19 protein-coding genes and 1 riboswitch are annotated in these 24,337 nt (G+C 49.2%); of the genes, 5 read left to right on the forward strand and 14 right to left on the reverse strand.

Annotation, left to right across the window (positions count from 1 at the left end; genetic code table 11):
* Window positions 1-2 precede the first annotated feature (2 nt).
* Genes ABRS97_RS02615 through ABRS97_RS02625 form a run of 3 tightly spaced genes read right to left on the reverse strand, consistent with a single transcriptional unit; the run spans window position 3 to window position 4,775 of the window.
* A complete protein-coding gene (locus tag ABRS97_RS02615; RefSeq protein WP_367811406.1) occupies window positions 3-2,927 on the reverse strand; it encodes an ABC transporter permease in 2,925 nt (974 codons plus the stop codon).
* Window positions 2,928-2,932: 5 nt separating this feature from the next.
* Entirely contained in the window at window positions 2,933-4,036 is a 1,104-nt protein-coding gene (locus tag ABRS97_RS02620; protein ID WP_367811332.1) for an efflux RND transporter periplasmic adaptor subunit, read from the reverse strand.
* Window positions 3,999-4,775 (reverse strand): ABC transporter ATP-binding protein, encoded by a 777-nt coding sequence (locus ABRS97_RS02625; RefSeq protein WP_483312401.1) that lies wholly within the window; start codon window positions 4,773-4,775, stop codon window positions 3,999-4,001. The genes ABRS97_RS02620 and ABRS97_RS02625 overlap by 38 nt, the downstream gene beginning before the upstream one ends.
* A gap of 376 nt (window positions 4,776-5,151) precedes the next feature.
* Between ABRS97_RS02625 and ABRS97_RS02630 the strand changes: the two genes are divergently transcribed.
* A complete protein-coding gene (locus tag ABRS97_RS02630) occupies window positions 5,152-6,540 on the forward strand; it encodes a dipeptidase (RefSeq protein WP_367811333.1) in 1,389 nt (462 codons plus the stop codon).
* Complete coding sequence (locus tag ABRS97_RS02635; RefSeq protein WP_367811334.1) at window positions 6,537-7,043, forward strand: GNAT family N-acetyltransferase; 507 nt, start codon at window positions 6,537-6,539, stop codon at window positions 7,041-7,043. The genes ABRS97_RS02630 and ABRS97_RS02635 overlap by 4 nt, the downstream gene beginning before the upstream one ends.
* A 115-nt stretch (window positions 7,044-7,158) precedes the next feature.
* Here the strand turns inward: ABRS97_RS02635 and ABRS97_RS02640 are convergent, their stop codons facing one another.
* Both ABRS97_RS02640 and dapA read right to left on the reverse strand, forming a co-directional pair.
* Window positions 7,159-7,548, reverse strand: coding sequence for a RidA family protein (locus ABRS97_RS02640; RefSeq protein ID WP_367811408.1), 390 nt, complete (start codon window positions 7,546-7,548; stop codon window positions 7,159-7,161).
* A 59-nt stretch (window positions 7,549-7,607) separates the two neighbouring features.
* On the reverse strand, window positions 7,608-8,486 hold the full coding sequence (dapA, locus tag ABRS97_RS02645; protein ID WP_367811335.1) for a 4-hydroxy-tetrahydrodipicolinate synthase: 879 nt from the start codon (window positions 8,484-8,486) through the stop codon (window positions 7,608-7,610).
* A gap of 115 nt (window positions 8,487-8,601) precedes the next feature.
* Between dapA and ABRS97_RS02650 the strand changes: the two genes are divergently transcribed.
* Window positions 8,602-9,489 (forward strand): LysR family transcriptional regulator, encoded by an 888-nt coding sequence (locus ABRS97_RS02650; RefSeq protein ID WP_367811336.1) that lies wholly within the window; start codon window positions 8,602-8,604, stop codon window positions 9,487-9,489.
* A gap of 746 nt (window positions 9,490-10,235) precedes the next feature.
* Here the strand turns inward: ABRS97_RS02650 and ABRS97_RS02655 are convergent.
* The 9 genes from ABRS97_RS02655 to ABRS97_RS02695 all read right to left on the reverse strand — a co-directional run bounded on the left by ABRS97_RS02655 (window position 10,236) and on the right by ABRS97_RS02695 (window position 20,456).
* Entirely contained in the window at window positions 10,236-10,445 is a 210-nt protein-coding gene (locus ABRS97_RS02655; protein ID WP_367811337.1) for a YjfB family protein, read from the reverse strand.
* 20 nt (window positions 10,446-10,465) lie between these two features.
* Window positions 10,466-10,552: riboswitch (cyclic di-GMP riboswitch) on the reverse strand.
* Window positions 10,553-10,632: 80 nt separating this feature from the next.
* Entirely contained in the window at window positions 10,633-11,274 is a 642-nt protein-coding gene (gene pyrE / locus ABRS97_RS02660; RefSeq protein ID WP_367811338.1) for an orotate phosphoribosyltransferase, read from the reverse strand.
* Window positions 11,275-11,583: 309 nt separating this feature from the next.
* The gene (gene pyrF / locus ABRS97_RS02665) at window positions 11,584-12,312 is read right to left on the reverse strand and encodes an orotidine-5'-phosphate decarboxylase (protein WP_367811339.1); all 729 of its coding nucleotides are present in this window, start codon (window positions 12,310-12,312) and stop codon (window positions 11,584-11,586) included.
* A 15-nt stretch (window positions 12,313-12,327) separates the two neighbouring features.
* The gene (gene carB / locus ABRS97_RS02670; protein ID WP_367811340.1) at window positions 12,328-15,537 is read right to left on the reverse strand and encodes a carbamoyl-phosphate synthase large subunit; all 3,210 of its coding nucleotides are present in this window, start codon (window positions 15,535-15,537) and stop codon (window positions 12,328-12,330) included.
* Window positions 15,524-16,696, reverse strand: a complete 1,173-nt coding sequence (gene carA, locus ABRS97_RS02675) for a glutamine-hydrolyzing carbamoyl-phosphate synthase small subunit (RefSeq protein ID WP_367811341.1) — start codon at window positions 16,694-16,696, stop codon at window positions 15,524-15,526. The genes carB and carA overlap by 14 nt, the downstream gene beginning before the upstream one ends.
* 139 nt (window positions 16,697-16,835) lie before the next feature.
* A complete protein-coding gene (locus tag ABRS97_RS02680; RefSeq protein WP_367811342.1) occupies window positions 16,836-18,119 on the reverse strand; it encodes a dihydroorotase in 1,284 nt (427 codons plus the stop codon).
* Between the two features lie 20 nt (window positions 18,120-18,139).
* Window positions 18,140-19,039, reverse strand: coding sequence for an aspartate carbamoyltransferase catalytic subunit (locus ABRS97_RS02685; protein WP_367811343.1), 900 nt, complete (start codon window positions 19,037-19,039; stop codon window positions 18,140-18,142).
* A 5-nt stretch (window positions 19,040-19,044) separates the two neighbouring features.
* Window positions 19,045-19,602, reverse strand: coding sequence for a bifunctional pyr operon transcriptional regulator/uracil phosphoribosyltransferase PyrR (gene pyrR, locus ABRS97_RS02690; protein ID WP_367811344.1), 558 nt, complete (start codon window positions 19,600-19,602; stop codon window positions 19,045-19,047).
* A 350-nt stretch (window positions 19,603-19,952) separates the two neighbouring features.
* Window positions 19,953-20,456 carry a MarR family winged helix-turn-helix transcriptional regulator gene (locus tag ABRS97_RS02695; RefSeq protein ID WP_367811345.1) on the reverse strand — a complete coding sequence of 168 codons (504 nt, stop codon included), beginning with the start codon at window positions 20,454-20,456 and terminating at the stop codon, window positions 19,953-19,955.
* Window positions 20,457-20,651: 195 nt separating this feature from the next.
* Here ABRS97_RS02695 and ABRS97_RS02700 point away from each other — a divergent pair, with 195 nt between their 5' ends.
* Together ABRS97_RS02700 and ABRS97_RS02705 are read left to right on the forward strand one after the other, a co-directional pair.
* On the forward strand, window positions 20,652-22,376 hold the full coding sequence (locus ABRS97_RS02700) for an ABC transporter ATP-binding protein (protein ID WP_367811346.1): 1,725 nt from the start codon (window positions 20,652-20,654) through the stop codon (window positions 22,374-22,376).
* Entirely contained in the window at window positions 22,373-24,265 is a 1,893-nt protein-coding gene (locus ABRS97_RS02705) for an ABC transporter ATP-binding protein (protein ID WP_367811347.1), read from the forward strand. Before ABRS97_RS02700 ends, ABRS97_RS02705 begins: the two co-directional genes overlap by 4 nt.
* The last annotated feature ends 72 nt before the right edge of the window (window positions 24,266-24,337 follow it).

Genomic DNA, 24,337 nt, shown 5'->3' on the forward strand with positions numbered 1-24,337 from the left:
GGCTATTTCTCCTCTCCTAGCTTCACAGCTTGATGAACGCGCAATCGGCGGATGTGAAGGAACAAAAGCGTAGCGCCGGTCAGCATCATGAAAGCGACGACGAAGTAGAGCTGATACGTGTCTTTGGAGTCGAAAACGACACGGAATGGCGGTACTTGCGTCTTCACATTTTCTGAAGTTTGCAAAAACGGAAGAAAGAAATAGCTCGTCAGTTTACCGATCCCGATACCTAAAGCAATCGAGAGCCCCGCGGTAAAGCCCTGCTCGAGAAGCAGCATGCCAGTCAGCTGTTTGCGGGATAGGCCCATCGCACGAAGAACGCCGAACTGTACGACTCTGCTGGATAAATTAAAAAACCAATACAACATGTAACCTATCAATGACACAATAACCGAAACGAGAAACCCTAAGCTTAGAATTCCGAACACGCCACCACGAGCTGGATGTTTCTTCTGTGTAATCAATTCATTGCGAACATCTTTGACAGAAGCGATTTCAATACCTTTGGCTTGCAGCGCGTTAACAATTGGCGTGACCTTGGCCTCTGGCTTCATTTTCAGCCAAACTTCATATGGGGCAATGGGCGCCTGATCGAATAAATATTCTAAATTCGTTATGAAAAATGGCGTCTGGTCCGGATATTGGCTCGGCCAATAAGGCAAAATGCCAACAATGACGAATTCCACAGGCTGTTGCTGAATCGTAATGGAAAGAAGATCGCCTTCTTTCAGCGCATACTTGCTTGCGTAATTTGAAGGAATGATGACGGCCTGCTCATAGGTGCCCAGCAAGTTCAAAAACTGATTCGGATGCGCCGGAAACAGATCCGGCCGAAACCAGGCCACTTTGGCAAAGTCGACATTGTCGATGCCCATCACCATGCCTTGGCCGGTAGATTTGCCCGAAACAACGACGTTTCCTTTAGTTTGCAGCACACGCGCTGCTGCCTCAACGCCTTCTAAATCGCGGAACATCTGGAAGGGAGGCTCCACGTAGCGAATCTTGGTCGGCGTCTCTTCACCAGGCTTAGCACCGCCGCCGCCTTGCCCGCCTCCAGCACCAGAACCGCTGTTTCCTCCTGATCCGGAACCGCCGCCGGTTCCACCGCCTTGACCTCCCTGCCCTGCACCTTTGCCGCCAGCGTTTGGATCTTTCGGCAGATCATCGGAGAAGCCTTCCCATACCGTCTGCAGCACGACGTCGGTGCCGTATTGATACAGCGTCCGCTCCGTCGAATTCAGATCGATCGTACGGGCTGCCGAGGAATTATAAACACCGAGGCCCAGCGTGAGAACGAGCAGCAGCATGAGCGGATAATATGCCTTGGCGGATCGGGACAGCTGCGCAAGCGTCAGATAGAGCGGGACGGGCAGGAATCTGCGCCCGAGCCAGCCAAACAGACGCAGCAGCCACGGGAAGATCCGCAGGAAGAAAAGGCCCAGCGCAAATATCGAAAGCGCCGGAACAAAGAACAGCAGCGGATGCACCTGAAGCTGGTCCGTTGTCATTCCGGTCTGCACGGAGAGCAGCTGGCGTTGATCAAATAAATAGTAGCCGTAACCAACTACACCCAGCAGCACAATATCCAGAAACCAACGCTGCCACATCGGCGCACGATCTGATCGCGCAAGCTGCTGCTTGTAGTTCACGATCGATGATCTCGCGAAGACGACTGCTGGAATCACACTCGCCAGAATCGCGATGACAATTGCAAGTCCGCCATACAGCATCGCTTCTGACGTGAAGCCGACAGGTATGGCTTTCCGATCTACGAACGTCAGGAACCCGCTCGAAGAACCGATGCTTTTGGCCATGAACCACCCGATGAATGGACCGATAATTAAAGCAATCATGCCTAAAACTACGCCTTCAAGGAAGTAAATGCCTACAATCTGTTTCGTACTACCGCCACGGCTTCGCAGGACGGCGATCACACTTCGCTGACGATCAAGTGATTGTCTGGCATTCATGACGATATAATAGAAAACCATCGCAATCATTGGCGCCGCCAAAGTAAACAGCAGAATCTGCATTTGGATGCTTTGCGCTTTGAAATCGTTTAAAATTGGCTGAAAGGACACGTCTACCTTTGTATTTTTCAGCTTTTGGAACAAATTGATATCCAATCGTTCAAGCCGATTCCCCAGCCCCGAGAGCTGGCTCGTCTGGATTTCCCGCAAATCGAAAGCGTAATACCAATTCGCAAGCTGGAGCGGAAGTTTTTTCTCCGTCAACAACGTTCTGGTAAACAGCTCATCACTGACAATGAGCGAATTGACCAAGCCCTCTAACCCTTGAAACCAGTAGGGATCATTTTCATTCTTTGGCTTGAAAGAACCGACAATCTTTACTTTCAGCAGTTGACTCCCGCTTGCTCCGGAAGTTGAATAACTGAATACATCTCCCACATGCAAATCGTTCCGATACATCGCTTCTTCCAGCACAGCAGCTTCTATGACGCCGCCCTCAGTCTTGTCTGAGGCCATCTGCCCCATGGACCATTCCACATGATCCGAAAGTCCGCTTAAGGAAGAGAGGGTCATCTGCCGCCGTTTGCTTGGATCCACTTTTGACGAATCAACCGGAGTTAACTGAGACCCTTTAATCGTATATGTTTTAGCGTAAGCATCTTGCGGGAACCCGATATCCTTCGGAATCTGATCCTGGATATACACATTGACGTCGTTCAGTTCATCTAACCCTGCGCGATCCGAACCAACAGCTTGATACCGGATAAGCAGGGAACCTGCTGGCAATCCGCTGCTTTTCTCTTCAAGCGATTTGGCTACGACCCGCTTGAGCGATCCGTCTGCGTACATCGGTATGCTGGTTGTGAAGGCGACGGCCATCACTAGCCCCAGCAGCGTGCTGAGCGTCAGCCAGCGGGTATTCCACATTTTCCGAAATAAAAACCGCAGCATCGGCATGGACATTATCGACCCACTACTTTCTGTCCCGCCGTCAACCCTTTGACAATCTCGACATCCGTCGAAGTCTGCTGGCCGATTTCCACGTCCACTTCCTTCTTGTTGCCTTGATTATCAATGACTTGCACATAATTGCGTCCGGAATAGGAACGAAGAGCAGCAAGCGGAATGATCGTCGCGTTTTCTTTTCTTTGCGTAATGATCGTGATGCTGAGCGGTGTTCCCCGATTCAAGCTTTGCGGAAATTCGTCTAATTGAACAACAAGATAGTTGTCAATGGAATCTTGCTGCCCTCCTTGGCCGTCCCCCTGATTAAAGCCCCCATTCCCATTATTCGTGTTCGCTTGCGGATTAGGCAACAGCTTTACTTTGCCTTTGTGTTGGCCGGCAGAGTTAATATCCACGACGACCTCCATGCCAACAGCCACTTTTTTCGCGTCATCAGCGGTAATACTGGCAGCAACGGTCAATTGATTTAAATCAGCCAGAGTCCCCACGGACTCATTCGACTTCACCGTATCGCCTTTCTTGGCGGTCATACTTACAATCGTTCCGCTGAAGGGAGCCAATAGCTTTGCTTTACTAACACCCGTCTCCAGTTTACTTAACTCTTCCCGCTTCAATTCGAAATCAATTTTCGCTTGTTCAATTTGATCCGGCGTCATTTCATCCGCTTTACGCAGCGTCTCGATCATCGTCAGCTCATCCTTGCGGGTTTGCAATCGTTTACGTTTGAGATCGCTATCCATATCGGAAACATCAAGCTCTGCAATCGGCTGTCCAGCTTCCACCGCATCGCCATTTTTTACGAGCAGCGCACTGATCCGTTTACCCGTCATGTCTTCGGAGAAAAACAGCTTTTCCTCCTGTAAAGCCATCAAACGTCCAGTACCCCGCACTTTCGTTTCCAACGTGTCGGTTTTCACCACATATTCAGGCTTTTTGGAAAGTTTCGGCGGGTTAATCGTCGGAAGCGCCTCTTCCTCCTGTTCCTTGGGCAGCAAAGAGCACCCAGAGGAGAAAATCAGCGTAGAACATACAATAAGTGCAGCTAAAGGCTTCATCGTTCTACTACGAGACGAATCTTCCGTCCACCATTTCGTAAACATGATCAGCAACCTCCAAAATCGTAGGGTCATGGGTCGTCATACAAATCGTTACTTGTTCTGTCTCGATAATATTTCGGAACACAGACATAATCTGTGCGCCCATCTGCGAATCCAATTCCGCAGTCGGCTCATCCGCCAAAATAAGCGAAGGCCTATGAGCGATCGCCTTAGCGATCGCAACACGCTGCTGCTCACCGCCGGATAGCTCGAAGGGACGATGATGCATCCTTTTTCCGAGACCGACAAGCTCCAGGCAATGCGTTACGCGCGGCTTCCATTGAGAGCGAGGCGTACCCGCCATACGTAAAGCCAGCTCCACATTTTCCCATGCGGACAAAAGCGGCATTAAAGCAAAAGATTGAAAAATAAATCCAATCTCCTTCCGCCGAATATGCGTTCGCTCATTATCGCTGCAGCGGTGGAAGGGGTAACCTTGAAACACGATTTCGCCTTCATTCGGCTGATCCAATCCGCCAATCAAGTTGAGCAGTGTCGTTTTGCCTGAACCTGAACGGCCCTTCAGCATCACAAGCTGCGTGGGAAGCAGTTCCATTTCGATACCCTTCAACACATCGAGCTTTTGATTGCCAACATGGAAGGAGCGCTGCACACCGCGGACCGTCAACAAGGGATCTGTGGATAGGATGAGCTGAGAGGGAGGAGGATCTTGATGTAGATCGTCTTCCTTTACAGTAGCTTCCAAAGTACTCATACTTTTTTTACGAAACCAGCTGGCCACGTATAAACCTCCCTTTCATTTCCAAACTGTATGCTAAAATAGACGGAGCAGCATTCGAAAAGGTTCCACGAAACTGAAAATTTGCTGAAAATAAGCTAACCATAACATGAAAGCTTGATAGAATTGGCTGCATATACTAATTTATACTATTAAATGGATAATCTATCAATCCCTTTCACCTACTATTTCCATAAATCGACAAAAAACCGCCCGACAATCGGACGGTTTTCTTCATGGCTATGCCTCCATAACCGCGTTATGCAAAATTCGGACACAATTGGCAAGGTTTAATTAACCAGTGGCAGGATTTTTCTCATTTTTAGGGAACTTTAACAAAGGCACCATCATTTTTTGCTTTCAAGAAGGAGATAGGCACATGATCGAAACTTTAAAGTCGTATTACGAACAACAACGGGACCATCACATAGAGGAATTGATGCAATTTTTGCGCATTCCAAGTATTAGCGCTGTTGCCGAACACCAACCGGACATGATTCGCTGCGCAGAATGGGCGGCAGCTTCGTTGAAGCAGGCTGGTCTTGAGAACATCGAGATCATGCCGACGGGTGGACATCCTGTAGTTTACGCCGATTGGCTGCATGCGCCAGGTCAACCGACAGTTCTCATTTACGGGCATTATGATGTACAGCCTGCTGAGCCGCTCGAACTCTGGACAACGCCCCCATTTGAACCGGTTATCCGCGAGGGCAAATTGTTTGGCCGTGGCAGCACCGATGATAAAGGCCAGCTTCTGCTTTATGTAAAAGCCGTAGAGGGTTTCCTGCGGACGAAAGGAAGCTTGCCGATCAACGTGAAATTTTGCATCGAGGGCGAAGAAGAGATTGCCAGCAAACATTTGCCGCCTTTCGTAGATACATTCAAGGACAAACTGCAAGCGGACTTCATTGCACTCTCCGATACGCAAATGCAAGGACCTGGCAAACCAGCTCTTATGTATGGGCTTCGGGGTCTTGCCGGCTTCGAAATTATCGTTGAGGGCGCTAACAGCGATCTTCACTCCGGCCTGTTTGGCGGCGCCGTGCAAAATCCGCTTCATGCTTTATCGAAATTGCTCAGTACGTTCCATGATGACAATGGACATGTTGCCGTAGAAGGCTTTTACGATAACGTCATCGAGCTCTCGGAGAAAGAACGCGAAGCGTTCAAGCTAGTAGAGCCCGATGAGAACAAGGTTCTCAGGGATCTCCAGCTAGACGCTTTATACGGGGAAAAAGGATTCTCGTTCTACGAACAGACGACCTCTAGGCCGACACTTGAAATTACTACGATTAGCGGCGGTTTTCAAGGCGAAGGCATCAAACCGATCATCCCGAATCGCGCCATTGCCAAAATTGCTTGCCGGCTCGTTGCCGCACAAGTGCCAGACAAAGTCATGGATGCTATTGAAGCTCATATTCACGCAAATACGCCTTCTGGCGTCAAAATCAGCCTAGATCGTCAATTGCGCGGGAATCCGTTCATTACTCCCATCGATGAACCCGTCATGGTAGCTGCTGCCCAAGCCTATGAAGATACTTACGGTCAATGGCCGGTCTATACGCGCAGCGGCGGATCCATCCCGATTATCGAAGTGCTTGGGCGAATCCTTGATGCCCCCGTTGTACTGCTGGGATTCGGGCTGCCCGGTGAAAACCTGCATGCGCCCAACGAGCATTTCCACTTGGAGAACTGGGACAAGGGATTAGAAACAATCAGCCGATTTTGGTTGAAATTAAGAGATGTTACGGGGGACATCACGGAATGAATACAACTAAATTAACGATTCGCGATGCGAATCTGGAGGATTTAGCTCAGATCGTGCGCATTTATAATTCAACTGTCGCTGGACGCATGGTTACCGCAGATACCGAACCGGTTACTGTAGCCAGCCGTGAAGGGTGGTTTCATGAGCACTCTGCTGATTTCCGGCCTTTATGGATCTTGGAAAGCAATGCGCAGATAAGCGGCTGGCTCAGCTTCCAATCTTTTTACGGACGCCCAGCCTACAACGCAACGGCCGAAGTTAGTATCTACATCGACGAAGCTTTTCGCGGTCAAGGTATCGGGCGATACTTGCTTCAGCACGCTATCGATGCTTGTCCGCGGCTTGGACTCCGGACACTGCTCGGCTTTATTTTCGGGCATAACGAACCTAGCCTGAAACTATTTCGCAGCTTCGGCTTTGAGAATTGGGCGCACCTGCCCGGTATTGCCGAGCTGGACGGCATAGAGCGCGACCTCATTATTATTGGAAAGCGCGTCGGGTAACAGGAACTACTAAAAATGAAGCCTGCTTGTGTCAATGAACGATGACGCAAACACGCTTCATTTTTATGTTAGTGACACCATTTCACTTTTCATACTTAGGGAACGAGCAAACTGCTCATTTCTCATCTATAACAGCTTCCACTTCGATTTCAACCATTAGTTGAGGATCAATAAGCGCCTTCACCTCAACCATCGTAGCCACTGGCTGCACATCACGAAAAAATTCACCATGAGCTTTGCCGATCTCCAGCCATTTCGAAATATCGGTTACAAACATTCTCGTTCGTACGACGTCCGACATTTGAGCGCCAAGTTCTTGAAGAGCTTTCTCAATCGTTTGCAAAATGTAACGTGCTTGCTCATAGGGATTATCTACGCCAACGACCGCTCCGTCCTTCATCGCCGTTGTCCCGGCGACTTCGATCCGGTTCCCAATCCGAATAGCTCGGCAGTAGCCAACTAGCGGCTCCCATGGAGAACCTGTAAATACTTTTTCTCTTTCCATCATTGATTCCCTCCTCAGCACTCTACTCGATGACCATTCTCATGCTAGTGATATATCTCTTATAGATACGCGGCAAGTTTTTCTTGCAAGCTTTCTGAAGCAGACAACAAGGGCAACCGAAGTGTGCCCGCGGCAATGATTCCCTGCTTCTCTAGCAGCCATTTCAGTGCAGCTGGATTAGGCTCCTGGAATATGAGCCGGATGAGCGGTACTAATTCATCGAATTGCTCTTTACTCTTCAGGCGTTGCCCTTCTATAAAACTGCGATAAAACGCTACAAACCGTTCTGTTTCCACGTTCGCCGAAGCACTCATAACACCCTTCGCCCCTGCGCACAACGCCGCGTACAGCAACGAGTCTTCCCCGCAGAGCACAGGCTTTGAACCTACACGCGTAAGCTCCGATACCAGCTGTGTACTAGGGGTACTGTCCTTCATCCCAATAACACCATCGATGTCAAGGATCGTCCGAACTGTATCAAACTCCAGCGTCACGCCCGTGCGGTGGGGAACTTCATAGAGGATGACCGGCACGCCAACACTCGCCGCACTGCGAAAATGTTCAATAATCCCTTGTTGGCTCGGCTTATTATAGTAGGGCACAACAACGAGAACAGCTTCCGCGCCCAGTTTGCCGGCAAGCTCGGTTTTTTTAACCGTTGAACGCGTATCATTCGTGCCTGTGCCGACGATCAGCGGCACTTCTACATGAGCAGCTTGCCTGGCGGCCTGCGCGGCTGCGAACAGGATATCCAGCTCCTCCGTAGAAATCGTCGGTGATTCTCCAGTCGTTCCGTTAATGACAAGTCCGTCCACTTCGTCTTGAATCAAATTGTACGCATGGTTATAGAAAGAGGCCACATCCACCTCAGATTCTTCATCAAATGGCGTAATGATGGGTACATAAACCCCTTGCAGCTCTTTTTCAGTCAACATCATAACCAACTCCCTCCAAATTTGTCCTTACAATCACTTTAGCATGGATCATTGCATCACAGTTAGCTATAATAAATGATGGAGCTCATCAATAATTTTGATAATAAGAGGTAGTGAAATGGATCTAACGTACTTCCGAACCTTTCGGGAAGTTGCCCGGAGAAAAAGCTTCACCCGCGCAGCCGAAGAATTAGGCTATGCGCAGTCAAGTGTAACGATGCAAATTCAGAAATTAGAACGAGAGTACGGAGTCCCTCTTTTCGAACGCTATGGCCGCCAATTGCGACTTACGCCGCCAGGAGAAAGCCTGCACAAACTCGTCTTGCAAATACTGGAACTTTACGACCAGTCCAAAGAGATGATCGCTAATCAAGTAAGCGGAACCTTAACGATCGGTACCATTGATTCATTAGCGGCTTATTACCTCCCTCCCTATTTGCAGCAGCTTAAGCAGCAATTCCCTGATTTAAACATTCAACTGCTTCCTGACGACGAATCGTCCTTAATTACTAAAATCAAAGAAGGCGACTATGATATTGGACTCATGCTCGATCGTTATCCGGCGGACAATCACTTAAACTGTATCCGTGTCAGGGAAGAGCCCCTGGTGCTAGTTGCGCCCAATCAGCATCCCCTTCTTGAAGCCGACCGCGTACTGATCAATGATTTACAGAACACCGAATTCATCGTAACCGAAGAAAGCTGCATCTACCGGGGTATGCTCGAGAAATTGTTAAAAGATCATGGCATTCCCTTCCACATCGGCTTCGAACTCGGTAATCTGGAAACCATTAAACACTGTGTCAAGACTGGTCTTGGCATCGCTCTCCTTCCTCGAATTGCCGTCGAGAACGAACTAGCCATGAATAAGCTTGCGGTTATTCCCTTTTCACATCCCGAACTCCGGTTTGATTTGCAACTCCTGCTCCACCCCAAAAAATGGATGTCTCAGCCCTTACAAGCTTTCGTAGATATGTTATTTGATAAGAAAAACCCATACGTTTGAGTATGGGGAGGGAATTGGGTATGGAGTTCCAACCGCTATCGCATTTCCACCCCATACTGATTCCCTTTTCTGTGCTACTTTGTGCTGCCTATCACTTCTCATTTAACTAACCTGTCTTCCTCCGGTATTCATACCCATGAACACCACTGTAAGATTCCGAGTACATTTCGCCTTCCCAACACGCGCGAATCCCGGGTGCGCGTTTCTCCGCAAGCTTCGCAAAAAAACCGAGGAGATACTACCGAACCGCCAATACCTCATGCACAGCAACATCGACGGAACTACGAAGCCTTATTCCAAGGCAACGTCCCTTTTCTCCCCCTGAAGCGGAACTAGGGTGCGTTAAATGAGCGAAATGGTGCCTACAACCCAGCATTTCTTGCTCATAAGGTACGGTAGTTCCGCGAAATGTCCCTACGACCGAAAATACCGCCGCATAACGCACCTACGTTCCGCTCGCCCGTGCGAAAAGACGATCTCACGCAGATCGAGCCGGTAATTCAATACGCCAAACCGCTGTGGCACTTCCGGATCTTCTACGTCCATCCTGTCAAATGCGCGTACCGCACGATGTGTGCGGAATCTCTCCGCTCCGCCGAGCTCGCCACAAACACATACCTGACAACATACGCTTATCTGTTAGGATGAGTATCCCTAAAGCTTAGTTCCGTAAAAGATTTATACATCCTGACGTAAAAAAAGAAGCTCTCCTTTTCGTAAAGGTCGAGCTTCTTTCTTTGTATCCGCTATGCGCGGATGTCTATATGTTTACCTAAATGCGGCGTAGCCGATGCTGCGGCCGCTTGAACTTGTTGCTGCGTATTGACGAAATCTTGCAACAATGTCGCTGCGGCTTCCTTTTGAATGTCTTTTGAGTTGCTTAACAGCTGCAGTCCGACTGCTTGCTGCAAGGATCCGCCACCGTTTATGGCAGAAAGTACACTATTCACATTCACGAGATCTCCTCCTTTCACCGTTCGATAGCTGGCAAGCATTCGACCGAAGCCGATTAGCCCCTATAGCTTTGCGTCTGCCGCTTTCGCGTCATTTGCCTTTTCGCAGATGTTAGGCAGTGCCTACGCACTTTCTCAGTATAGGTCGATAAGCCTATTTCGTCAATCTTCGCGGCGAATACAGCAAATCCTAAACGCCAAATGCAGCCGGATTCGCTCTCCAAGATTGAAGAAGCGCTATGTCCTCTTCTTTAATCTTGCCTTTCTCTAGTGCCACTTCGAGCAGATTCGAGAAGTTGGAAAGCGTATGGAGCGGCATGCCCGCCGCTTGAAAAGCATCCGTTGCTTTATCGAGCTGGTAAGAAAAAATCGCAAGAACGCCCAGCGCCACAGCTCCAGCTTCTTTCACAGCGATTGCTGCTTTTAACGAGCTTCCGCCCGTTGAGATTAGATCCTCGATAACGATAACCTTCTGCCCCGGCTTGATAGAGCCTTCGATCAAATTCTCTTTCCCGTGCCCTTTGGCTTTATCGCGAATGTAAATCATCGGAAGTCCCAACTTTTGCGCAACCCAAGCTGCATGCGGGATGCCCGCCGTAGCCGTTCCGGCAACAACCTCAACTTCCGGGAATTTCTCCTTGATTAAAGCGGCAAATCCGTCCGCGATCGCTTCGCGAATAGCCGGATAAGACAGCGTTAGGCGGTTATCACAATAAATCGGCGATTTGAGGCCTGAAGTCCAAGTAAACGGCTGATGCGGGCGCAGCGAAACCGCCTCAATATCCAGTAATGACGAAGCAATGTGCCCTGCTATTGTTTCAAGTTGGCTCATGATTATTTACCATTCCTTCCTCAATTAGAAAATTCCAGTATGATGGACTGCAAATAAAAGGTTCTATGTACAATAAAACCTGGAAAGCCTAGCGTTAAAGGTAGGTTTTCCAGGAAGTCAGCGAATATAACCGGAATTTCTCCTGCTAATCGTGACCTTAGTCTTTGAAATCCACGATAAAGAACCTATTAGCAGGAGTATTTCCATGAAATGTAACGGATACGAATGGAAAGGCCAGATTAGATAGAGATTCCCTTCTAATCAGTCATAACAACCTAGTCCAAGAAAGGTTCAAAAATCTGGCTTGACCTACACGATTGAATCAATAATCGCTTCAATAGCAGATCGCGGATCGGCTGACCCTGTAATCGGGCGTCCGATCACCACATAGTCCGTGCCCTGCGCAAACGCCTCTGGCGGTGTCATGACGCGCGACTGGTCGCCGATCTCAGCTCCCGCAGGGCGAATGCCCGGCGTCACGGTGACAAATCCGTCACCGCACGCCGCCTTAATCTTCGTCACCTCAAGCGGTGACGCCACAACGCCCTGCAGCCCTGCGGCATGCGCCAAGCGGGCGTACTGAATGACGGCCTGTTCGACCGAACCGGTCAGGCCGATCTCGTCATTCAGCACCTGCTGGCTGGTGCTGGTCAACTGCGTGACGCCGATCACGATCGGGCGTCTTGCTCCTGGGGCGAGCGCCTTGTCGACGCCCTCCAAGGCTGCTTCCATCATCAGCTTGCCACCGGCTGCATGGATGTTGAACAGATCGACTCCTAGACGTGTAACACTCTCGGAGCCTCCTTTGACCGTGTTCGGGATGTCATGCATTTTGACATCCAAGAACACTTTGTAGCCGCGGTCTTTCAGACTGGCTACAAAACCAGGGCCTGCAGCGTAGAACAACTGCATGCCCACTTTCATATAACAAGGGATGCCTTCGAGCTGCTTGAGCAGCCCCTCAGCTCCTTCTGCGCTTGCATAATCCAAAGCGACCATAATGCGTCCTGTAACATCCGTACGGGTTAGAACACTCATGTTCGTCACCATCCTTTAGGCATGAATCGGCATTGCGCGTGAAGAGAAGTTGATCGCTTCAAGCATATTGACCAGCGCTCTCACAGTGTCCAGTGATGTCATACAAACAACGCCATTCTCAACCGCTTCACGACGAATACGGAAGCCGTCACGCTCTGGTGTTTTGCCTTTAGTCAGTGTATTGACAACGAATTGCGCCTCTCCGCTGCGGATCAGATCCAGGATGTTCGGGGACCCTTCACTCAGCTTGTTCACTGTATTCACAGGCAGACCAGCTTCTTGAAGCGCTACTGCCGTACCGCCTGTAGCGATAATTTTGTAGCCAAGACGGTAGAAGCCCTTCATGATTTCAATCGCTTCTTCCTTATCCTTATCCGATACCGTAACGACAACAGAACCAGCTGGAGGAATTTTCATTCCGGCCCCGATTAAGCCTTTGTAGAGTGCCTTGGCAAAATTGGTGTCGCGGCCCATAACCTCACCCGTTGACTTCATTTCAGGTCCCAGCGTCGTGTCAACACGGCGAAGCTTAGCGAAGGAGAACACAGGCACTTTGACGGAAACATATTTATCTTCCGGCCATAGACCATTTTGGTAGCCCATATCTACCAGCTTTTGTCCCATGATCACGCGTGTTGCTACGTTTGCCATTGGGATGTTCGTTACTTTACTTAAGAATGGCACCGTTCTGGAGGAACGCGGGTTAACTTCAATCACATAGACTTCATCGTTGTGAATAACGAACTGGATGTTCACAAGTCCGACTACCTTGAGCTCCAGGCCGATTTTCGTTGTAATCTCGATGATTTGTTGCTTTATTTTGTCAGAGATCGTTTGCGGCGGATAGACAGCGATCGAGTCACCGGAGTGAACCCCTGCGCGCTCAACGTGTTCCATGATGCCTGGAATCAGAACCGTTTCCTTATCGCAGATCGCGTCCACTTCTACCTCTTTCCCCAGCATGTAACGGTCAATCAGAACCGGATGCTCAGGGTTAATTTTGACCGCATATTCCATATAGTTCAGCAGTTCTTGATCGGAGTAAACGATCTCCATCGCGCGGCCGCCAAGGACGTACGAAGGACGAACGATAACCGGGTAGCCAAACTGTGCTGCTGTGCCTACCGCTTGATCGACCGATGTGACAGTGCCGCCAGGCGGCTGTGCAATGGAGAGCTTGCTGAGCAAAGCTTCGAATTTTTTGCGATCTTCCGCTGTGTCGATGCTTTCCAGATCAGAGCCGAGGATGCGCACGCCTGCTTTGGAAAGCGGTGCAGCCAGGTTAATCGCCGTTTGTCCGCCAAATTGAACGATAACGCCGATCGGCTTTTCGCGTTCGATGACATTCATCACATCTTCGAAGAACAAAGGCTCGAAGTACAGGCGATCAGATGTATTAAAGTCTGTGGAAACCGTCTCCGGGTTGTTGTTGATAATAACTGCTTCATAACCGGCAGCCTGGATCGCCCAAACAGCGTGTACAGTGGAGTAGTCAAACTCAATGCCTTGACCGATACGAATCGGACCCGAGCCCAGAACGACCACTTTCTCCTTCGTCGTTTCTGTCACTTCATCTTCTTGCTCATACGTCGAGTAATAGTAAGGCGTCGAAGCTTCGAACTCGGCTGCGCAAGTATCAACCATTTTATAAACCGGCTTGATGTCTTGCTGCAAACGGTAACTGCGCACTTCTGTTTCTTTCGTGTAGGAAGGTGAACCTGCCAGCGTGCGAATTTCTGCGATTGCGCGATCTGTAAAGCCTTTACGCTTCGTTTCATACAGCAACTCCGGTGTCAAATCCCCGGCAGCAATCTCTTTCTCGAATTTAATCAATCTGTCCAGCTTGTTCAAGAACCACCAGTCAATCTTCGTAATATGCTGCAGTTGTTCAACTGTATAGCCTCTGCGATAAGCTTCAGCCAGCAAGAACAGACGCTCATCGTCCGGTTTCTGCAAACGCAGTTCTAACGTTTCTTGATCCAGCAAATCCGTTTCTTTCAAGAAGAGACGGTGCACACCGATTTCGAGCGAGCGGATCGCTTTATGAATCGACTCCTCGAACGTACGGCCAATCGCCATAACTTCGCCAGTCGCTTTCATTTGCGTGCCTAATTTGCGGTTAGCTGCTGTAAATTTATCGAATGGCCAGCGTGGAATTTTGGAAACGATATAATCCAGTGCCGGCTCAAAACATGCGTATGTCTGACCAGTTACAGGGTTAACCAGCTCATCCAACGTGTAACCAATCGCGATTTTCGCTGCCATTTTGGCGATTGGATAGCCCGTAGCCTTGGAAGCCAGCGCCGAAGAGCGGCTTACACGCGGATTTACTTCAATCACGTAGTACTGGAAGCTGTGCGGATCGAGCGCGTACTGAACATTACAGCCGCCTTCGATGTTGAGCGCACGAATAATTTTCAGTGAAGCGGAACGCAGCATTTGGTACTCGCGGTCAGACAATGTTTGGCTTGGCGCCACAACGATACTGTCGCCGGTATGTACGCCAACTGGATCGAAGTTTTCCATGTTACACACGACGATACAGTTGTCGTTCGCGTCACGCATAACCTCGTACTCGACTTCCTTCATGCCTGCGATACTTCTCTCTACGAGACATTGGCCAATCGGGCTGTAACGAAGTCCGGAGGCCACGATATCCGTCAGTTCATCCATCGTGTTACAGATACCACCGCCTGTACCGCCTAAGGTATAGGCAGGACGAATGATGATCGGGAAGCCAATCTCATTAGCAAAATCCACAGCTTGCGCAACAGTCGTTACGATCACGCTGTCTGGAACCGGTTGTTCCAGTTCTCTCATCAAATCTCTGAACAAATCGCGGTCTTCCGCTTTTTCAATCGCAGATAGCTGGGTTCCCAGAAGCTTTACGTTCTCGCTTTCAAGCACACCGGCACGCGCCAGTTCAACGGCCATGTTCAAACCTGTTTGACCGCCTAGTGTAGGAAGCAAGCCGTCTGGACGCTCTTGGCGAATGATTTGTGTGACGAATTCCAATGTGATGGGTTCGATATACACTTTGTCGGCCATGTTCGTGTCTGTCATGATGGTAGCCGGGTTGCTGTTGATCAAAATAACTTCCATGCCTTCTTCTTTAAGCGCTTGGCATGCTTGCGTACCTGCATAGTCGAATTCCGCCGCTTGACCGATCACGATGGGACCGGAGCCAATCACGAGAATCTTTTTGAGTGTATTATTTTTTGGCATACTGAAGTTCCTCCTTCACCGTTGTCGACACCACGGATGCTTTCCATTGAGCAAGCATTTGCGCTTGGCGCGGCTGCTCTGGGTTGTTCAGCTTATGCTGACGGATCATGTCGATGAAATCATCAAACAAGTAGCTGGAGTCAAAAGGACCCGGCGCTGCTTCCGGATGATATTGAACCGAGAAAACAGGGTATTTTTTATGTCTCAAGCCTTCGATTGAACGATCGTTATTGTTAATATGCGTAACTTCCAGTTCTGTTCCCGCCACAGACTCTTCTTTCACGGTATAGCCATGGTTCTGGGAAGTGATGTAGCAGCGTCCGGAGATCAAATCTTTGACCGGATGGTTGCCGCCGCGGTGACCGAATTTCAACTTATCCGTGTCAGCTCCGCAAGCCAGGGCAAACAACTGGTGCCCAAGGCAAATACCGAAGATCGGGAATTCGCCGAGTAGATCTTTCACCATTTGCACAGCATGAGGCACGTCTTTCGGGTCCCCAGGGCCGTTAGACAGCAGAACGCCATCTGGCGCAAGGCGGCGAATTTGTTCGGCAGTCGCATCTTGCGGCACGACCACGACATCACAGTCGCGCTTGCTCAAATCGCGGATAATTCCGCTTTTTGCCCCGAAATCAACGAGAACTACACGCTCTTTATGTCCAGGGGCTCCATATACGCTTTTCGTCGAAACGCGCGCCACTTGATCCGTCATAAGTTTAGAAACGCCGAGCATCTCGCTCAGTTCAGCAATCGATTGATTCGAAGTCGTCAATAAGCCCTTCATCACACCGTGATGGCGGATTTTACGAGTCAGCATGCGTGTGTCGATGCCGCTGATACCGATGATGCCGTATTCTTTCAGCAGGCTTCCGAGCGTATATTGCGCTCTCCAGTTACTTGGAATTTCTTCATGCTCCCGTACCACGAACCCGTGAATGAATGGACGCACAGATTCGAAATCGTCGCGAATAACACCATAGTTCCCGATAAGGGGGTAAGTCATCGTTACGATTTGACCGCAATAAGAAGGGTCGGAAAGCACCTCCTGATAACCTGTAATACCTGTATTGAATACAACCTCGCCGACGGAGTCACCCTCACTACCGAACGATTTTCCTGTAAAAAGAGTGCCGTCTTCCAGCAACAATCTTGCCTGCATGTTCTTTCAACTCCTTCGCTATTGTCAAACGGTTCGTTCCTTGAACCGCAGATGTCGTGACTATTGTAATGCATAAAAAATTATCTTTTTGTATAAATATACACGACTTTCCGTTCGCCGTATAGGGGTTATAGCGGTCTTATGACCAAACTACCTTGCCCGACGCGATTGTAACAACGGGCCACCCTTGCAGCTTCCAACCGATAAACGGTGTGTTTTTGCTGCGGGATACAATCTCTTCTTTCAAGACTTCACGTTCGGTATCGAGATCAACAATCGTAATGTCAGCCACGCTGCCTACCTTTAATGTACCGTACGGAAGGCCGAACACATCAGCAGGTTTTGCCGTCATGCGATCGATCAGGAAGCCCAATGTCCACTTGCCTGTCACAACAAACTTGGAGTATAGCAGCGGAAACGCAGTCTCGAAGCCGAGAATACCGAAGGGCGCAAGTTGCATGCCTTTTTCTTTCTCTTCCTCGCTGTGCGGGGCATGATCGGTCACGATGATGTCAATCGTGCCATCCTCAAGCCCCTCAATGACCGCTTGCACGTCGCGTGGCGTGCGCAGTGGCGGGTTCATTTTCCAGTTAGCGTCCAGCCCTGGAATATCCTCATCCGAGAGCACAAGGTGATGCGGACACACCTCAGCGGTTACCTTGATTCCGAACTGCTTCGCGTGCCGGATCAAACGGACCGATTGCTCGGTGCTGACGTGGCACACGTGGTAGTGAACGCCTGTCGCTTCGGCCAGCAGCACATCGCGGCCTACATGAATCGCTTCGGACTCATTCGGAATCCCCTTGAGTCCGTGCTTCTTAGCGAAGGCGCCTTCGCTGACCGGCGCGCCTTCAACCAAGGTGTTATCCTCGCAGTGCGCGATGATCGGCATACCGAGCGATGCGGCTAACGCCATCGCATCTTTCATCATTTGCGCGCTTTGGACACCCACGCCATCATCGGTGTAACCGATGACGCCCGCTTCCTTCAGCGCAGCAAAATCCGTCAACTCGCGGCCGAGCTCGTTTTTCGTGATGCAGCCGTACGGCAGTACGCGTACGGAGCCTTCTGTAGCCGCTTTGTCCAATATGTAACTAACCGTTTCAACAGTATCGATAACCGGTCTCGTATTTGGCATGCAAGCGATTGTCGTGAAGCCTCCTCTCGCTGCAGAACGCGTGCCAGTCGCGATGTTTTCTTTATGCTCAAAGCCCGGCTCGCGCAGGTGAACGTGCATATCGATGAAGCCCGGTGCAACCAGCTTGCCTGCTGCGTCAATCACTTCATGTCCTTCCGTGCTAGGCGTTGAACCGCCGCTTGCATCAATGACTTGTGAAATGATGTTGTTTTCAACCAAAATATGTTGCTTCGTTTGCTCGTTGTTCGCATCCACAGTCAGTCCGTTCAAAATCCAAATGCCCATTGTCGGTATAGCCCCCTGTTCTATGATAAAGCTCTCTCGATGACTGCCATGCGAATCGGCACACCGTGAGCGATTTGCGTAAATATTTTTGATTTCTCGTGTTCGACCAGTTCGTCATCCAGCTCTACGTTGCGGTTTACCGGAGCCGGGTGCATGATGATCGCGTGCGGTGCCATACGGCTTGCCCGCTCCACGGTTAGCCCATACTGCGCGCGGTATTCCTCTGCCGAGCGGATGATCCCTTTGTCATGACGTTCGAGCTGTACCCGCAGCATCATAACGACATCCGCTTTCAGCGCTTCTTCGAAAGAGACATACGGCGCGAATTCAGCCAGGTCAGGAGCCTGCATATTATCCGGCGCGCAGAACTGCACTTTCGCACCCAGAGCGATAAGTCCCCACAAGTTGGAGCGAGCGACGCGGCTGTGCAGAATGTCTCCGACAATGGAAACCGTCAATCCTTTGATTGTGCCAAACTGCTTGCGCATCGTATAGAAATCAAGCAGCGCTTGCGTCGGATGCTCGTTGTTGCCGTCCCCCGCATTGATAAGCGGGACTTTGATTTTCTCAGCCAGTTCAGCGAGAACGCCAACTGGTTTCAAGCGTATAACCCCCGCATCGATACCCATGGACTCCAACGTTTTTACGGTGTCATAGATCGACTCTCCTTTTTGTACGGAAGACTCCGCCGCAGAGAAGTTGAGCACGTCCGCACCTAGCCGCTTTTGCGCCAGTTCAAACGAAAACCGGGTTCTTGTACTATTTTCAAAAAAAAGATTAGACACGAATTTTCCGTGCAATTGATTCGTTACTTTCGTCGGATATTGTTCCCAGTATGCTGCACGATCCAGGATGCTAGTAATTTCTCCCGCGCTAAGTCCTTTCAAACCAAGAAAATGTTTAGTTGTATGTACACTCATTATGCTCACTCCTGTTTCCCCCTTTGTTGAAGTATAATGACGCCATCCTTGCTGTCGATCTCAGTTAGCTGAACTTCAATACTCTCGCTTTTGGAGGTAGGTACGTTCTTTCCTACGTAGTCGGGGCGAATCGGCAGTTCGCGATGCCCCCTATCTATAAGCACGGCAAGCTGAATCATTTGCGGCCTGCCGAGGTCAATCAATGCATCCATAGCTGCTCTCACCGTCCGCCCTGTATAAAGCACATCGTCAAAGAGGATGATTTTGCGATCTTGAATTTGCAGCTTGCCGCCTTCTTGCGCATTGTCTACCGATTTCACTTTAACCCGGTCGTCACGATAAGAGGTAATGTCGATTTCCCCCACTGGGATCGGAATCCCTTCAATCTCGAGAATCCGCTCGGCCACGCGTGTCGCTAAGTAGATGCCTCGGGTGCGTATCCCGATTAAGGTGCAATTCTCTACCCCTTTATTCTTTTCCAGTATCTCGTGCGCAATCCGCGTCAATGCTCTGCGAATGCCCATTTCATCCATAATGCTGTGTTCCGCAGTCTCGGTCATCATTTTCGCCTCCTAAAAGTTTTCCGTAGGAAAACTTGCGTCGTAAGCATTGGCTTAGTTTTGCTTTAGCAAAACTATCGTCGTAAGCATTGCTTGTTCTCTGTGCGAAACCAAAAAACTCCTTGCCATCTTATTGGCAAGGAGTTACGAGCGCATAAAGATACAGACCGGGGTATAAGAATGCGCACATTCCTAGACTCGTTCATACACCAAATTCACGATTCGGTATATTCCGTCTTCTCTCATCGACTACCTTGCCAGCCTCTCTGGACTGTTTTTAAAGGCACATATTTAATTAAAAGAATTATCCCACTTTCGACATGATAAGTCAATATCTATTCATACATTTGTATTCATTCATCCGTTGATCTGATATGTCTATCACCAAATTGGCACACTTGCTTGTAATCGCCTATCAGGGAAAGAATATCAAGCAACTGGGTGCGCTTCTCTATTGACAAGGGCTCCATCATTTTCTCTGTAACTTGTCTGGATGCCTCTCCCGCTTTTTTAAGTAAGGGACGCGCCGAATCTGTCAGCTGGATAAGCGTCGCGCGCCGATCCGTCGGATCCTGAAGACGCACAAGCATATTTTCTTTCTCAAGCGCATCTACAAACTGGGTGACAGTAATCGCTTTGATACCCATTTTCACTGCCAAATCATTCATTCGAATGGGTCCAAATTCAGACACAGCACCAAGCATACGCAGCCTCGGCCCGGTCAAATAAGAGGGTATGCCTAGCTCCGAAGCACCCATTTCGAACCCCTGTCGCATATAATGTGCAGTACGGATTATGGCTTGAACAACCTCAGCAGCACTAGGAACTGCCTCACCAGGAGTCGTTTGCGGTTCCATGATTCATTTCCTCCTTGACGATTGAAAAGTGATTGAGTAAACTAAAGGAAATAACTAAGGTTACTTACTTTATGGTTCCTTTGTAATTATTTTACCCTAATTTTTCATTTTTTGCAAAGCAGTAAACTGGCTAGAGTCAATAACTATTACTAAGCATGTTCACACAATCGATTCGAACATTCGAAGGAGGAAATTATGTTCAAACTGTTCCGGCTTTTAAAACCGTACAGCGTTCAAGTCGTTGCTGTAGTCGTATTCATGCTCCTGCAATCACTTGCTCAACTGTATCTCCCTACCCTGCTCGCAGACATTGTTGATGTGGGAGTTGTGAATGGAGATATTCCTTACATTATCAAATATGGCGCTTACATGCTGTTCGTTGCCCTGGGCGCTACGGTTTGCGTTGTAATTGCCAGCTACTTGCTGGCACGATCCGCTACAGGTTTTGGCAGAGATCTTCGACGTACCGTTTTCAATCATGTAGAGAGCTTCTCTCTTGGCGAGTTCGATAAACTGGGCACCTCTTCCCTCATTACGAGAACGACCAATGACATTGCCCAAGTTCAGCAAGTCGTTGTGATGATGCGGATGTTTATTGGAGCTCCGACTATGCTCATCGGTGGGGTCATCATGGCTGTGTACAAAGACACCAAGCTTGCACTCGTTCTGATTGCTATTATTCCTGTCCTCACCCTTGCTATCATAGGCATCATGCGCAAAGGGATCCCACTATTTAAAGCTCTTCAAGTAAAAATCGATCAGATCAACCTTGTTCTAAGAGAAAATTTAACGGGCATCCGGGTCATCCGGGCATTCAATCGATCTGAGCATGAAAAGCGTAAATTTGAAAAAGCCAATGTTGATTACACACAAACCGCCGTGAAGGTAAACATCCTCATGTCTACGATGATGCCCCTTATGATGCTGGTGTTCAACCTCGGAATTGTTGTCATCCTTTGGTACGGCGGCAAACGCATCGATTATAACCAAATGCAAATCGGTGATTTGATGGCTTTTATCCAATACGCCATGCAGATCATGTTTTCAATGTTTTTGATGACGATGATTTTCGTTATGATCCCGCGCGCTTCCGCTTCAGCTGTGCGCATTAATGAAGTGTTAGATACCAAATCCGTCATCCACAGCTCAGTTTCGGCTAAACCTCTTCGCGCCAACCAGGCTGCCGTCGAATTCCAACATGTTTCTTTCAGCTATCCGGGCGCTGAGCAGCCCGCTCTTCGCAATATATCATTCCGGGCAGAGCCGGGAGAAGTGACGGCTATTATCGGCGGAACAGGTTCGGGCAAAACGACACTTATTAATTTGCTGTTGCGCTTCTATGATGTGCATAGCGGTCGTATTGAGATCGGTGGGCAAAACATACCCGACCTTGAGTTAGAAAGCTTAAGAGAACAAATCGGCTATGTCCCGCAAAAAGCACTCCTCTTCTCTGGAACCGTCGCCGACAATATCCGTTTCGGACGTGAGGATGCAACGGAATCAGATATTGAGCACGCAGCGCGGACTGCTCAAGCTTCCGATTTCATCTCGGAAATGAAGGATGGCTTTCAGTCCGTGCTAGCGCAAGGTGGAACGAATTTATCCGGCGGCCAGAAACAGCGCTTAGCCATTGCTCGCGCTTTAGCTCGCAAGCCTGGCATCTATGTGTTCGATGATAGCTTCTCTGCGCTGGATTTCAAAACTGACGCCAAACTGCGTGCAGCATTAAAAGCAGAAACGAAAGAGGCAACGATGATTATTGTAGCCCAGCGTGTTAGCACCATTATGGACGCGGATCGGATTATCGTCTTGGAAGATGGCAGCGTCTCGGGGACAGGTACTCATGCTGAACTAATGAAAACATGTAACGTATATCAAGAAATTGTTGCTTCTCAACTATCAGAGGAGGAAATTGCATGAGTGAGAAACCTAAGAGTGGACAGCCACCCGCCGGTATGGGTCCCGCTCATTTTGGCCGAGGCGGCATGGGCGCTATGGGGATGCCCGTTCAGAAAGCAAAAGACTTCAAGGGTACTTTAAGGCGTTTATTCAGTTACCTGCTCCCCTTCCGCATTTCCATAACGCTTGTCTTAATTGCTTCAGTACTCAGCACCGTTTTCAGCATTGTTGCCCCGAAACTGATGGGTAACGCAACAACCAAACTATTCGAAGGCTCGATGGCCAAATTAAAAGGTGTTGCTGGCGCAAAAATTGACTTCAATGCTATTTTACAAATAGCCCTCACTCTTGCTGCCCTGTACATCCTCAGCGCCGTACTTACTTATATCCAGCAGTGGATTATGGTGGGCGTCACCCAAAAAGTAGTCTTCAATCTGCGGGAAAAAATCAGCGAGAAGCTTTCACGTGTCCCTCTTTCTTTCTTCGATTCGCGCAGTCATGGCGATACAATGAGTCGGGCGACGAATGATGTGGACACCCTCAGTTCCACCATGCAGCAAAGCTTAACGCAATTGATTACTTCGCTGGTCACCCTGCTGGGAATCATCATCATGATGTTAACGATAAGCCCGCTACTTACTTTAGCAACCATTGTTACTTTACCACTCAGCATTTTAGGAACCAAAATGATTGCATCCCGCTCTCAGAAGTATTTTAAAGGGCAGCAAAAAATGCTTGGAGAACTGAATGGGCATGTGGAAGAAATGTATACAGGACACACGATTGTCAAGGCTTTTGGCCGCGAAAGAAAAGCAGTTGATCGATTCAATGAAATTAATGATCGTCTTTATCATTCCGGTTGGAAAGCACAATTCATTTCTGGATTGATCTTTCCTCTCATGTCGTTTATCGGAAATATCGGATATGTTCTCGTCAGCATTATCGGCGGCATCATGGTTACGAATGGCTCTATTAAAATTGGCGATATCCTAGCGTTCATCCAATATTCCGGGCAATTCGGAATGCCCATCACTCAGGTAGCAAATATTGCGAACGTCATTCAGTCAACAATCGCTGCTGCTGAACGCATCTTCGAACTCCTGGATGAGCCGGAGGAAATTCAAGAACGGGCAGACGGGTTAGCACCTGCAAAAGTTAATGGACATGTGAAATTTAATCATGTTGCATTCTCTTACAAGGAGGATACTCCGTTAATCAACGATATGAATATAGAAGTGCAATCAGGACAGACGGTAGCTATTGTCGGACCAACAGGCGCAGGTAAAACAACGATCGTCAATCTGCTCATGCGCTTCTACGAGCTAAGAAGTGGAGCCATCATCATTGACGATATTGATTCACGCGATATGACTCGCGCGGATCTTCGGGGATTGTTTGGCATGGTGCTGCAAGACACATGGCTCTTCAACGGGACGATTCGCGATAACATCGCATACGGCCGGGAGGGCGCCACTGAGTCGGATATCGTTCAGGCTGCACGTGCCGCGTATGCCGATCATTTTATCAGAACACTTCCTCATGGCTATGATACCGTACTTAACGAAGAGGCGTCGAACATCTCACACGGGCAAAAGCAGCTCCTGACCATTGCTCGCGCGATTCTCGCCGATCCAGCCATCTTGATTCTCGATGAGGCGACGAGCAGCGTAGATACGCGAACCGAGGTATCGATACAGCGTGCTATGAGCAACCTGATGAAGGGGCGTACCAGCTTTGTCATTGCGCATCGCCTGTCAACGATACGCGATGCGGATTTGATTCTCGTGATGAACCATGGCACGGTCATCGAGCAAGGCACACATGAACAGCTTCTTGAACAGGGCAAGTTCTATGCTGATCTGTATAATAGCCAGTTCGTGAATGAGACGGTAACGCGAGATGCCGGATAGTTAGAAGGCAAGACTGTTTATACGAACAAAAAGGGACTGCCTAAGGAGTCATATCGACTCCTCGCAGTCCCT

It is taken from the genome of Paenibacillus tabacirhizosphaerae, from assembly GCF_040812395.1.
Taxonomy (GTDB): Bacteria; Bacillota; Bacilli; order Paenibacillales; family NBRC-103111; genus Paenibacillus_E.